Genomic DNA, 12454 nt, shown 5'->3' on the forward strand with positions numbered 1-12454 from the left:
CTTCCACGGCGGCGGCGTGATGTCCACTCCAGCCTAGATCGCCGGGAACGTAACCGAGGCCGGTGATCTCCTACTTCGCGAACTCCGTCAGGGCCTCGGCGAGCCGGTCGACGGCCCACAGGAGGTCCTCCTCGGAGACGACGATGGGCGGGGCGAGACGGATCGTCGAGCCATGGGTGTCCTTGGCCAGCACCCCCAGGCGCATCAGCGCCTCGGAGACCTGCCTGCCGGTGGCCAGGGAGGGGTCGATGTCGACGCCCGCCCACAGGCCACGGCCGCGTACGGTGACCACGCCCCGGCCGACGAGGGCGCGCAGCCTCTCGTGCAGCACCGCGCCGAGTTCCCTGGCCCGCGCCTGGTACTCGCCGGTGCGGAGCATCTCGACGACCGCGTTCGCGACCGCGCAGGCCAGCGGGTTGCCGCCGAAGGTCGAGCCGTGCTGGCCGGGCTTGATGACGCCGAGCACGTCCTGGTCGGCGGTGATCGCCGAGACCGGGACGACACCGCCGCCCAGGGCCTTGCCCAGCACGTAGACGTCGGGCACGACGCCCTCGTGCTCACAGGCGAAGGTCTCACCGGTACGGCCGAGCCCCGACTGGATCTCGTCGGCGATCATCAGGATGTTCTCCGCCGAGCAGAGCTCGCGGACCTGGGTGAGGTAGCCGTCCGGCGGGACGAGCACGCCCGCCTCCCCCTGGATGGGTTCGAGCAGCACCGCGACCGTGTTGGGGCCCACGGCCTCGCGGATCGCCTCGATCGAGCCGTACTTCACGATCCTGAAGCCGGGGGTGTACGGGCCGAAGCCGTCGTGGGCGTCGGGGTCGGTGGAGAAGCTGACGATCGTGGTGGTACGGCCGTGGAAGTTGTCCTCCATCACGATGATCTCGGCCTGGCCGTCCGGCACGCCCTTGACCTCGTAGCCCCACTTGCGGGCCACCTTGATCGCGGTCTCCACGGCCTCCGCGCCGGTGTTCATCGGCAGGACCATGTCCTTGCCGGTGAGGTCGCCGAGACCGGCGGCGAAGGCGGCGAACTGGTCGTGGAAGAAGGCACGGCTGGTCAGGGTGAGCCTGGCCAGCTGCTCCTGGGCCGCTTCGATGATCCTCGGGTTGCCGTGGCCGAAGTTCAGTGAGGAGTAGCCGGACAGGCAGTCCAGGTAGCGCCTGCCCTCGACGTCGGTGACCCAGGCGCCCTGAGCCTCGTGGATCACGACGGGGAGGGGGTGGTAGTTGTGCGCGCTGCGGCGCTCGCTGAGCTCGATGAACTCTTCTGTGCTCGTCATCGGTCCGTTCGCCGTTCCTTGCCTTTTGTTGCGTTCTGTCTGCTTTATCCCCGAATTTCCAGGGTGCAGCACTTGGGTCCTCCGCCCGCCTTGCGCAGTTCGGCCAGCTCGACCGGCACGACCTCGAAGCCGCGCCGCTTGAGCTCCAGCTGCAGGCCGGTCGCCTCGGCGTTGATCACCACGTGGGTGCCGTCGCTGACCGCGTTGAGGCCGAGCACCACGGCGTCGTCCTCGGTGGCGACGACGGCGTCGGGGAACAGGTTCCTGAGCACCTCCTGGCTCCCCGGGGAGAAGGCCTCGGGGAAGTACGCCACGTTGTGCCCGTTCAGCGGGAAGAGCGCGGTGTCGAGGTGGTAGAAGCGGGGATCGACCAGCCGCAGCGAGACCACCGGGCGGCCGAGGAACTCCTGCGCCTCCCCGTGCGCCGCCACCTCCGTGCGGAACCCGGTCCCCGCGAGCACCAGGTGGTCGAGGGTGAGGAAGTCGCCCTCACCCTCGTTGGTGAACTCGGCCTCACGCGCGGCGGTGTAGCCGTTGGAGGTGAACCACTCCAGATAGGCGGGGCCCTCCGCGGCCCGCTCGGGATGCGTGAAGCGCGCGCCGTACACCCGGCCGCCCACGACCAGGGCGCCGTTGGCGGCGAAGACCATGTCGGGCAGGCCCTCCACCGGGTCGATCAGGCTGACCCGGTGGCCGAGCTCCTCGTAGACGCCCCTGAGCCCCTCCCACTGGCGGATCGCGACCTCACGGTCCGCGCCCGCCTCCGGGTCCATCCACGGGTTGATCGCGTACTCGACGGCGAAGTGGTCGGGCCGACACATGAGGTAGTGCCTCGTCATTGAGAACCCCGTAAAGGATGTTGTGGTGGGAGACGGCACCAGCCTAGAAACGGGGCATATTCGGGGCCAATAGCCTGATCTTGCGCGTTGCCGCAGGTCTCTTGCGTGATTCAGGCGAGGAACGGCGATTCGTTGCGCGATGTCAGCAGAGGGGCGTCGATCAGCCGGGAGAGCACGATGGAACTCTTCGTACGGACCACGAAGGGCTCGGCGGCGATGCGCTCGATCACCTGCTCCACATGGCGCACGTCGGTGGCCCTGATGTGCAGCAGCGCGTCCGCCTCACCGGTGATGGTGCACGCCGAGACGACCTCGGGATGCCGGGTGACGGCGACCCCGATCTCCGACGGCGAGGTCTTGCCCGCGCAGAACAGTTCGACATAGGCCTCGGTGGTCCAGCCGAGCGCCGTGGGCTCGACCCTGGCGGTGAACCCGGTGATCGCCCCCACCTCGCGCAACCGGTCGACCCGGCGCTTGACCGCCGAGGCGGACAGGCCCACCCGCTGCCCGATCTCGGCATAGGTTGCGCGGGCGTCCTCGACGAGAGCCCCGATGATGTCACGATCCAACCGGTCCAGTTCCACGCTGCTTTCTAACACAGCACGAGGGCCGCGACGCGCGTCGCGGCCCTCGCTGGAGAAGCGGGATCAGGCGGGTTCGGCCTCGCCCGTCGTCTGCTCAAGGGCCTCCTCAGGGGAGGCCTCAAGGTCGTCGGAGGCCTGGGCCAGCGCGGAGGCCTTGTCCAGACGCACCCAGCTCGTCACGCTCTCCACGGCGAACAGCACGCCGAGGTACAGCGTGAGCACGGCGACGACCCAGGTGGCGGCGCCGAACGCGGCACCCGCGCCGATCGCCAGCAGCCGCAGCTCCCAGCCGAGACCGGCCTTGAACACCCAGTCGGGCGGCCAGATGCTCTGCCGCGTCCGGTAGACCGTGTCGTAGGTGTGGTAGCCGACCACGTAGAGCAGCACGAACAGCAGCCACTTGGGCACGTCGGCGGCCAGGCCGACGAGGATGATCGTCAGGAACTCGGCCGCCCTGATCAGCGGGGGAACCAGCCAGTCGAGCTTGCCCAGGTGGTCACGGGCGGCCGTCGGCAGCACCAGGACCAGCATGACCAGGGCGGGCAGGAGCAGGATCGGCCCCTGGGTCAGCACCCCGGCGACCGCGACCGCGACGATCACCACGAGCGCGGCGAGCGCCCCGGGCACCGGGGGCAGTCCGGGCCCGATCCGGCCGCGCAGCGCGGCGACGAGCGGGCCGTCGTCGCGGTAGGCGAGCAGCCGGGCGGTCTGGACGCGCAGCCGCTCCAGATAGGGGTCGGGGGCGGGGGTTGTCTGCGGCTGGGTGATCATGCGAGCGACCTCATCAGGCGTCCGGTGAGCGTGTAGGCGGTGGCGACGCCGCCCCAGATGATCAGGGTGATGAAGGTGATCCTGGCGTCGAAGAAGGCGCTGACGAGCGCGATGGCGGCGAAGCGCTCGCCGATCGGGAAGACGACCATCTTGCGGGCCCAGTAGACGGCCCTGTTCCTGCCGGCCTTGCTCCACATCTTCAGCAGGCCGCGGATGCCGCCGCTACGGGCGATCTTGCGCTGCTCCAGCGCCGCGCGCAGCTCGGTGTCCGGGCTGACCGACAGCGGCATCGAGGGCAGCGGGGCGGGAGGCCTGCGCCGGTTGGCCGCGCCGAAGGAGAAGTCGAGCAGGTGCTTGACGGACTGCAGGGCGATCGCGGTCAGCGCCAGCGTCCACACGTCGCCGACCCCGGAGACGGCCGCGCCGATCGCGAGCCCGGCGAAGACCACGTACTCCTTGAACCGGTCGAAGGTGGCGTCGAGCCAGGCGCCGAGCACGCCGAACTTGCGGGCGTAACGCGCGACCTGGCCGTCCACGCAGTCGAAGACGAACGCGAAGTAGATCAGGATGGCACCCGCGATCATGCCGGGCCGCGCGCCGGTCGCGAAACACGCCGCGGACGCGACACCGAGCGCGATCGAGATCAGTGTGACCTGGTTCGGGGTGAGCCCGCGCCTGGCCGCCCAGCGGGCGATGAAGCGCGAGTAGGTGCTGACGAAGTAGGTGGTGAAGAAGCCGTCGGCGCCCTTGACCGCGTTGTTCAGGCGGGCTCTGTCCTCGTCGAACCCCGCCATCTCGGCGACCGCCTGCACGGCCTCCTCCGGGGTGTTCAGCCGGCGGAAGAACAGGTCACGCCTGCCCCGGATGCCGACCGAGACGCCACGCCGTACCAGGCCGAGGACGAGGAGCTGGACCAGGTCGTCCTCGGGGCCGAACAGGTGGGCCATGTCGGCCAGCTCACGGGCCGCCTCGGCCAGCGTGGCCGCGTGTTTGTGGTGCAGGTGCAGCGGGCCGAGCAGGACGGAGTTCGGACGGGTCACCGCGTGGAAGGCGGAGCCGACCGAGATCACCCGGGACTTGCTCGCCCGCACCCTGACCGGCAGGCCCTCCAGGCTCCGGTCGCCGATCTCCGGCAGCGCCTCGTCGATCGGGACGTCGGGGACGATGAAGTCGCCGTTCTCGTCCTCCTCACGGGGCTCCTTGGTGATCAGAGCGAGCGCGCCGCGTTTCGACTTGGTGATCTGGTAGATCAGCTCGTCGTGGATCAGCGAGTTCGCGGGGAGGATGAGCAGGTTCTCCGTCGCGTCCTCGACCGCGTCGGCGACGGCGCGCAGGTCGTCCGCGAGATTCGCGGTCTCGACGAGGCGGCCGGGAAGACCCCGGTGGGCCGCGGCCTCGCCGGAACGGACGATCGTCACCGGCGCGGGATCAAGGGAGGCGATCTGTCCGTGCAGCTTGCCGATCACCGTGGGGGAGCCGGGGAGCGCGGGCAGGGTCAGCGCGGCGGGCGGCGTCGGCTGGCCGAAAGCGGTTGAGGTGCCGGGTGAAGAACCCAGCAGGACCACGCGGGGCATGGCACCCTTTCGTACAGGGATGGGGTGAAACATGGCATGGGGAACTCGCCAGGGGCCAAAGTTTAATGAGTTTTAGGTGAACAACACGCACTCGTGATCCTTCCGTTCCCGTTGATCATGGTTGGACCGGCATGCCGCCGTGCCATCTAGACTGATCCGGTGAGCCTGTACCGTGACGAGGGCATCGTGCTGCGCACGCACAAGCTGGGCGAGGCAGACCGCATCGTCACCGTCCTGACCAGGCGAACCGGAAAGATCCGGGGCGTCGCCAAGGGTGTGCGGCGGACCATGTCGCGCTTCGGCGCCCGCCTTGAGCCCTTCACCCACGTGGACCTTCAGCTCCACACCGGCCGCACGCTCGACGTGATCACCCAGGCCGAGACCATCCGCCCGTACGGCGAGGCCTTCGTGGCCGACTATCCGCGCTACACGGCGGGCAGCGCGATGCTGGAGACCGCCGACCGGCTGATCATGGCGGAGAAGGAACCGGCCCTGCGGCAGTTCCTGCTGCTGGTCGGGGGCCTGCGCACGCTGGGCTCCGGAGAGCACGAGGCCAGGCTCGTGCTCGACGCCTACTTCCTGCGCTCACTGGCCGTCGCGGGCTACGCTCCCGCCCTGGAGGAGTGCGCCCGGTGCAGGACGACCTCGGTCAGGGCGTTCGCCATCGTGGCCGGGGGAGTGGTGTGCGGGGCCTGCCGCCCGGCGGGCGCCGCCGTACCGGCGGGGGAGACCATCGCGTTGATGGTCGCCCTGCTCAAGGGCGACTGGCGGAGCGCGGACGCCTCGGAGAGCAGGCACCGCACCGAGTGCAGCGGCCTGGTCGCCGCCTACCTTCAATGGCACCTCGAACACGGCATACGCTCGCTCCGGCATGTGGAGCGGGAGCGCGCAGAAAGGGAACCCGCCACGTGAACGTCCGTCCCCCGGTGCCTCATCCGTCCGGAGCGACCCCGCCGCCCATCCCCCGCGACCTCGTGCCCCGGCACGTGGCGATCGTGATGGACGGCAACGGCAGGTGGGCCAAGCAGCGCGGCCTGCCGCGCACCGAGGGGCACAAGGCCGGTGAGTCGTCGCTGTTCGACGTGATCGAGGGCGCGATCGAGCTGGGCATCCCCTACCTGTCCGCCTACGCCTTCTCCACGGAGAACTGGAAGCGCTCGCCGGACGAGATCCGGTTCCTGATGGGCTTCAACCGCGACGTGATCCGCCGCCGCAGGGACGAGCTCAACGCGATGGGGGTGCGGGTGCGCTGGGCGGGCCGTCCGGGACGGCTCTGGAAGAGCGTCATCAAGGAGCTGCAGGACGCCGAACGGATGACCGAGGGCAACTCGACGCTGACCCTGCAGTTCTGCGTCAACTACGGAGGCCGGGCCGAGATCGTGGACGCGGCGCTGCGCCTGGCGGAGGACATCGCCGCGGGCAGGGTCAAGCCGGGCAAGGTCAAAGAAGAGACCTTCGCCAGATATCTCGACGAGCCGGACATCCCCGACGTCGACCTGTTCGTGCGTTCCTCCGGCGAGCAGCGCACCTCCAACTACCTGATCTGGCAGATGGCCTACGCGGAGATGGTCTTCCTGAACCGCCTGTGGCCCGACTTCGACCGCCGCGACCTCTGGGAGGCGTGCGAGCTGTTCGCCAAGCGTGACAGGAGGTACGGCGGAGCCGTGCCGAACCCCGTGGCGCAGGCCCCACTCCCCTGAGACCGGCGTTCCGGGGCCGCCCCCTTCCGGGTCAGGGGCGGGCGGCCCGGTCCTGTCAGGCCTTGACCTCGCGCAGCCGTCCCGTCTCGACCTCGTAGACGAAGCCGCGGACCGAGTCGGTGTGCGGGATGAAGGGGTCGTTCCTGATCCGGCTGATGGACTGCAGGACGTCCTCCTCCAGGTCGGGGAAGGCCTCGGGCGCCCAGTCGGGCTTCGTCCCGACCTCGGCCTGGATCTGCCGCTTGAACTCGTCGTCGGTGAAGGTGAGCATGCCGCAGTCGGTGTGGTGGATGAGGATGATCTCCCGCGTGCCGAGCAGGCGCTGGCTGATGGCCAGGCTGCGCCGCTCGTCCGCGGTCACCACACCGCCCGCGTTGCGGATGACGTGCGCGTCGCCCTCGGTGAGCCCCAGCAGGCCGTAGGGGTTCAGCCTGGCGTCCATGCAGGCCAGCACGGCGACACCGCGTGCCGGGGGCAACGGCAGGTCTCCCTTGTCGAACGCCGCGGCATAACGCTCCGCGTTGGCGAGAAGCTCGTCGGTGACGCTCATGAAATCTCCTGTCATTCCTCAGGGAAACGCCACAGGCAAACCTACCTTTATTTCCTACTGAGTCAATAGGTAATTACGGAGAGTGCCTCCTCCGGGAGGCCCGGGCGGCGCGGGTGGCACGGGCGCCCAGGGCGCGCAGATACGCGACCAGCTCCGGCGGTTCGCACACCTCGAACTCGCAGCCGAGCATGAGCAGACGTGCCGCGGTCCACTCCAGCGTGTCGGCCGGCCCGCGCAGGCGGCAACGGCCCTCGTCGACCGGCTCGACGCGCCCCACCGTGCCGCCGAGCCGCCGGGCCACCTCCTCGGCGGGAAGACGCAGGACCGCCACCACCTCGTACGTGGGCGCGGACGAGTGCAGTTTGTCGGTGACGAACGCGGCCGCGTCCTGCTCGGGCGGCACCCGGGCCGGGACCCGCACGCCGGTCGCCAGCGGGTCACCGATCCGGTCCACACGGAAGCTCCGCCAGTCGTCGCGGTCGTTGTCGTAGGCCAGCAGGTACCACCGGCGCCCGGCCGTCACCAGGCGGTACGGCTCGGCCAGGCGCCTGCTCTCCGTGCCGTCCGCCGACCGGTAGGCGAAGCGCAGCCGCTCATGGTCGGCGGCGGCCCCGGCGAGCACCACCAGGGTCCGCGGATCGACGGGCGGGCCGTCTCCGGCGCCCATCGGTACGGTCGCCGCGGCGAGCGTGCCGACCCGGTGCCGCAGCCGGGACGGCAGCACCCGCTCCAGCTTGGCCAGGGCCCGTACGGACGCCTCCTCGATGCCCTCCACCGGATGTGAGGCCGCGGTGCGCAGGCCCACGGCGATGGCCACCGCCTCCTCGTCGTCGACCAGCAGCGGCGGCATGGCCGTGCCCGCGGCGAGCCGGTAACCGCCGGCCGCGCCCATCGTCGCCTGGACCGGATATCCCAGCTCGCGCAGGCGGTCGATGTCGCGGCGGACGGTCCTGGGACTGACCCCGAGGCGTCCGGCCAGCTCACTGCCGGGCCAGTCACGGGGGGTCTGGAGCAACGACAGCAGTTCGAGCAGCCGCGCGGACGTGTCACCCATGGCCCCCAGCATGCCCGACCATATAGGACAGGTCCCGACCTACATGGCTCCTATCGTCGTCCTGTCGCCACGACCTGTCGGGAGAACCATGAACACCGAGATCCGCCCCTTCCTGATCGACATCGCCCAGGCCGACCTGGACGACCTGAACGACCGCCTCGGTCGCGCCCGCTGGCCCCGGCCGCTGCCCGGCGAAGGATGGACCCGAGGGGTTCCCACCGGCTACCTCAGGGAACTCGCCGCCCACTGGCGCGACACATACGACTGGCGCGCGCACGAGGCGCGGCTGAACGCGTTCCCGCAGTTCATGACCGAGATCGACGGCCAGGAGATCCACTTCCTGCACGTGCGCTCGGCCGAGCCCGGCGCCCTGCCCCTCGTCCTCACCCACGGCTGGCCGAACACGTTCGCGGAGTTCGCCCGGCTCATCGACCGCCTCACCGACCCCCGCGCCCACGGCGGCGACCCCTCGGAGGCGTTCCACGTCGTCGTCCCCTCCGTGCCCGGCTTCGGGTTCTCCGCGCCACCACGCGGGACCGGCTGGAACGCGGCGCGTGTGGCGCGGCTCTGGGCGGGGCTGATGCGCCGCCTCGGCTACGAGCGGTACGGCGCGCAGGGCGGGGACTTCGGGGCCTACGTCGCGCCGGAGGTCGCCAGGGCCGCACCGGGCCACGTGGCCGGTGTGTATGTCCTCGCCGGCCTCGGCTTCCCCACGGAGAAGGACCTGCCGGAGATGACGGAGGAGGAACGGGCGGCCTTCGCCCGGCTCCAGGAGCAGGACTGGATGAACGGCGTCGACCACCACGCGCTGTTGCGCGCGGCGCCGCAGACCTTCACCTACGGATGGCACGACTCACCGGTCGCGGCGCTGGCCTGGACGACGCAGAAGTTCCACGAGTTCAACGCCTCGGGCAGGCCGCTGGAGCAGGTGATCGACCGGGACCAACTGCTGACCAACGTGAGCCTGTACTGGTTCACCGGAACCTTCGGCAGCTCGGCCTGGCCGTACTACGAGAGCACCGGCTTCGGCTGGCCGCAGGGCCAGGCCGCCGTGCCGACCGGCGTCTACAGCGGCCCGCCCGGCATCCGCCGCCTGGCCGAGCGCCACAACACCATCCTCCACTGGCCGGAGGACAATCCGCCCGGTCACCACTTCATCGCCATGGACCGCCCGGCCGACCTGGCCGCCGACCTCCGGGCCTTCTTCGCCAAAGTCCGCTGACCCCAACGCTCTCCGGGTGCACCGGCGCCGTGCGTGAGGGGTTTCGGCTTGGGCGCGTCGGTGCCTGGACCGAGGAGCGAAGGAGCGCAGCGGATGAGCGACGAGGGAGGACACCGACCCGAAAGCGCCCAAGCCCGCGCCGCCGCCAGGCGGCGCAAAGAGACACAGCGGACTACGCCCGGCGCCGCGCCCGGTAGGCCGCCACATGCATCCGGTTCCCGCAGGTGCGGCTGTCGCAGTACACGCGGGAGCGGTTGCGTGACTCGTCCACGAAGACGTTGTCGCAGTCGGGCGCGGAGCAGGTGCGCAGCCGTTCCCACTCGCCTTCGACGAGCAGGTGGGCCAGCGCGACCCCCAGGTCGGCCGACAGGTGTTCGCCGACGGATGCCCCGGGGGCGAAGTAGTGGACGTGCAGGGGGTGCCCGTCGTGCTCGGTCAGGCGCGGGGTGATGCGGGTCTCGCTCAGCAGGGTGTTCAGCCGGATGACCGCCGTCGCCTGGTCGGGGGCGGTGAAGACCTTGTGGAAGGCCTCGCGTGCCGCGCGCACCTGGTTCAGGTCGGAGGAGCAGAGCTCACCGACACCGCTGACCTGGTGGCGCTCCACGAACTCACCGAGCTCCCGCAGGTCGGTCAGCCTGTCGGGGCCTCCGGTGGCGGGGGAGGTGTTGATGAGGTCGACCACGGTCGCGAGTGAGTGCACCATGTCATGTCCGAATGGCATGTTGACTCCTGAGGATGGCGGTTTCGGCGTGGGAGGGCGCGTCCGGCGACTCGCCGTCTCGGATGATTATCCCCCGTAACGCGGGCGTGAGGGGCTTTTCACGGTACGTCAGCCACGCCGTGGCCGGGGCGGTCGTCAGGAGTGACTCACCGCCGCGTGCGTCCTGGCGGCGGTCGAGCAGGAGGCACAGGTGCCGAAGACCTCGACCGTGTGCGTGACGTCGGTGAAGCCGTGCTCGGCCCCGACCGTCTCGGCCCAGCGCTCGACCGCGGGCCCGGCGACCTCGACGGTCCTGCCGCAGCGGCGGCAGACGAGGTGGTGGTGGTGGTCGCCGCTGGCGCAGGCGCGGTAGACGGACTCACCGTCGTCGGTCCTGAGCATGTCGACGTGGCCGCTGTCGGCCAGGGCCTGCAACGCCCGGTAGACGGTCGTCAGGCCTATCTTGGCGCCCTCGGCGCGCATCTCGGCGTAGACGTCCTGCGCGCTTCGGAAGCCCTCGCTGTGGCGGAGGACGTCATGGACGGCATCGCGTCTGCTGCTCATGGATTGGACTCCTGTGGTCGGCTTCGGCGTACGAATCTACCGAGCGCGAGGGCCAGGACGAACCCTCCGAGCGCTATGACAACAATGATGGCGCCCGATGGCACCTTGACATAAAAGGAGGAAGTAAGCCCGCTGACCGTGGAGACCATCCCGAAGACCATGGACAGCAGCATCGTGCTCCTGAAGCCCCGGGTGAGTTGCTGGCTGGTGGCGACCGGGACCACCATCAGGGCGCTGACCAGGAGCAGGCCGACCACGCGCATCGCGATGACCACGGTCAGCGCCGCGGTGACGGCGATCAGCAGGCTCAGGAAACGCACCGGCAGGCCCGACGTCCTGGCGACCTCCTCGTCCTGGCAGAGCACGTACAGCTCGCGGCCGAAGAAGACGACGACGCCCAGGACGGCGACCGCGAGCAGGGCGATCACCCAGACGTCCTCGACGCTGACGCTGCTGATCGAGCCGAACAGGTAGTACAGCAGGCTGGAGTTGCTGCCTCCCGGGGCGAGTGAGATGAGCAGCACGCCTCCGGCGATGCCGCCGTAGAACAGCAGGGCGAGCGCCACGTCGCCGCCCGTCCTGCCGCGCTCACGGACCAGCTCGATGGCCACCGCGCCGAGCACCGAGACCACGACGGCGGTCAGCACGGGGGCGGTGCCGGTCAGGAAGCCGAGCGCGACACCGGTGAGGGCGACGTGCCCGATGCCGTCGCCGAGCAGGGCCAGCCTGCGCTGCACGATGAAGGTGCCGATGGCCGGGGCGGCGAGGCCGACCAGCAGCGCGGCGATCAGTGCCCGCTGCATGAACTCGTACTGCAGAAGGTCCATCACGACGTCGGTCTCCAGTCGAGCGAGCTCAGCGGTTTGCCCGCCTCATGCGGGTGGACGTGGTCGTGACCGGGCAGCGCGTGCGCGCCGACCGCGTGGGGTGGCGCGCCGTCGTGGCACACGAATCCGTTCCTGAGCACGACGGCCCGGGTGATGAGCGGTTCGAGCGGGCCGAGTTCGTGGGCGACGAGCAGGACCGTCTTGCCCTGGGCGACCAGGGAGGTCAGGGTGTCGGCCAGCAGCTGCTGGCTCTGGGCGTCGACACCTGCGGTCGGCTCGTCCATGACGAAGGTGTCGGGCTCGCCCGCCAGGGCGCGGGCGATGAGCACCCGCTGCTGCTGCCCGCCGGACAGCGCCTGGACCGGGTCGCCCGCCCTGTCGGCCATGCCGACGGCCTGTAGCGCCCTGGAGGTCGCCTCTTTGTCGGCGGCGCCGGTCAGGCGCAGGCGCCGCTGCCTGGCGATCCTGCCGGAGGCGACGACCTCGCGGATGGTGGTGGGCACGCCGCCGCCGACCGAGAGCCGCTGGGGCACGTACCCGATCCGCCACCACTGCCTGAACCGGGCGGGCGGCGTGCCGTACAGCAGGGTGGTGCCGCCGGACAGGGGGGCGAGGCCGAGCAGGGCGCGGATGAGGGTGGACTTGCCCGAGCCGTTCGCGCCCAGCACGGCCACCACCTCACCGGCTCCGATGGTCAGGTCGACGCCCCGGAGCACCGGGCGGCGGTCCAGGCTGACCTGGCCGCCGCTCATGCTGAAAACCGTTTCGATGGATGTCACGTGTCGCC

General features: G+C 70.3%; 14 protein-coding genes. 3 read left to right on the forward strand and 11 right to left on the reverse strand.

What is annotated here, in order from left to right:
- Positions 1–70 precede the first annotated feature (70 nt).
- From rocD to ACFOYY_RS16170, 5 genes are all read right to left on the reverse strand, one after another.
- Positions 71–1282, reverse strand: a complete 1212-nt coding sequence (gene rocD, locus ACFOYY_RS16150; protein WP_352008632.1) for an ornithine--oxo-acid transaminase — start codon at positions 1280–1282, stop codon at positions 71–73.
- 44 nt (positions 1283–1326) lie between these two features.
- Positions 1327–2121, reverse strand: a complete 795-nt coding sequence (gene ddaH / locus ACFOYY_RS16155; protein ID WP_352008633.1) for a dimethylargininase — start codon at positions 2119–2121, stop codon at positions 1327–1329.
- Between the two features lie 110 nt (positions 2122–2231).
- Positions 2232–2705, reverse strand: a complete 474-nt coding sequence (locus ACFOYY_RS16160; RefSeq protein WP_352008634.1) for an Lrp/AsnC family transcriptional regulator — start codon at positions 2703–2705, stop codon at positions 2232–2234.
- Positions 2706–2768: 63 nt separating this feature from the next.
- On the reverse strand, positions 2769–3476 hold the full coding sequence (locus tag ACFOYY_RS16165) for a DUF5941 domain-containing protein (protein WP_352008635.1): 708 nt from the start codon (positions 3474–3476) through the stop codon (positions 2769–2771).
- Positions 3473–5050 (reverse strand): CDP-alcohol phosphatidyltransferase family protein, encoded by a 1578-nt coding sequence (locus tag ACFOYY_RS16170; RefSeq protein ID WP_386190188.1) that lies wholly within the window; start codon positions 5048–5050, stop codon positions 3473–3475. Before ACFOYY_RS16170 ends, ACFOYY_RS16165 begins: the two co-directional genes overlap by 4 nt.
- A gap of 159 nt (positions 5051–5209) precedes the next feature.
- Here ACFOYY_RS16170 and recO point away from each other — a divergent pair, with 159 nt between their 5' ends.
- Both recO and ACFOYY_RS16180 read left to right on the forward strand, forming a co-directional pair.
- Positions 5210–5962 (forward strand): DNA repair protein RecO, encoded by a 753-nt coding sequence (recO, locus tag ACFOYY_RS16175; RefSeq protein WP_352008637.1) that lies wholly within the window; start codon positions 5210–5212, stop codon positions 5960–5962.
- Complete coding sequence (locus ACFOYY_RS16180) at positions 5959–6750, forward strand: isoprenyl transferase (protein WP_352008638.1); 792 nt, start codon at positions 5959–5961, stop codon at positions 6748–6750. The genes recO and ACFOYY_RS16180 overlap by 4 nt, the downstream gene beginning before the upstream one ends.
- A 55-nt stretch (positions 6751–6805) precedes the next feature.
- Here ACFOYY_RS16180 and ACFOYY_RS16185 read toward each other — a convergent pair whose 3' ends face one another.
- Together ACFOYY_RS16185 and ACFOYY_RS16190 are read right to left on the reverse strand one after the other, a co-directional pair.
- Positions 6806–7300, reverse strand: coding sequence for a beta-class carbonic anhydrase (locus tag ACFOYY_RS16185; protein WP_352008639.1), 495 nt, complete (start codon positions 7298–7300; stop codon positions 6806–6808).
- A gap of 73 nt (positions 7301–7373) precedes the next feature.
- On the reverse strand, positions 7374–8354 hold the full coding sequence (locus ACFOYY_RS16190; RefSeq protein WP_386190189.1) for a helix-turn-helix transcriptional regulator: 981 nt from the start codon (positions 8352–8354) through the stop codon (positions 7374–7376).
- Between the two features lie 88 nt (positions 8355–8442).
- Here ACFOYY_RS16190 and ACFOYY_RS16195 point away from each other — a divergent pair, with 88 nt between their 5' ends.
- Positions 8443–9576, forward strand: a complete 1134-nt coding sequence (locus ACFOYY_RS16195; protein ID WP_386190190.1) for an epoxide hydrolase family protein — start codon at positions 8443–8445, stop codon at positions 9574–9576.
- Positions 9577–9748: 172 nt separating this feature from the next.
- On the opposite strand, the gene ACFOYY_RS16200 is transcribed toward ACFOYY_RS16195, so the two are convergent.
- From ACFOYY_RS16200 to ACFOYY_RS16215, 4 genes are all read right to left on the reverse strand, one after another.
- Positions 9749–10297 carry a CGNR zinc finger domain-containing protein gene (locus tag ACFOYY_RS16200; RefSeq protein WP_386190191.1) on the reverse strand — a complete coding sequence of 183 codons (549 nt, stop codon included), beginning with the start codon at positions 10295–10297 and terminating at the stop codon, positions 9749–9751.
- Between the two features lie 135 nt (positions 10298–10432).
- Complete coding sequence (locus ACFOYY_RS16205; protein ID WP_352008643.1) at positions 10433–10840, reverse strand: Fur family transcriptional regulator; 408 nt, start codon at positions 10838–10840, stop codon at positions 10433–10435.
- Positions 10837–11670, reverse strand: coding sequence for a metal ABC transporter permease (locus ACFOYY_RS16210; protein WP_352008644.1), 834 nt, complete (start codon positions 11668–11670; stop codon positions 10837–10839). The genes ACFOYY_RS16205 and ACFOYY_RS16210 overlap by 4 nt, the downstream gene beginning before the upstream one ends.
- Complete coding sequence (locus ACFOYY_RS16215; protein WP_352009442.1) at positions 11667–12419, reverse strand: metal ABC transporter ATP-binding protein; 753 nt, start codon at positions 12417–12419, stop codon at positions 11667–11669. Before ACFOYY_RS16215 ends, ACFOYY_RS16210 begins: the two co-directional genes overlap by 4 nt.
- Positions 12420–12454: the final 35 nt, after the last annotated feature.

It is taken from the genome of Streptosporangium jomthongense, assembly GCF_042650425.1.
Lineage (GTDB): Bacteria > Actinomycetota > Actinomycetes > Streptosporangiales > Streptosporangiaceae > Streptosporangium.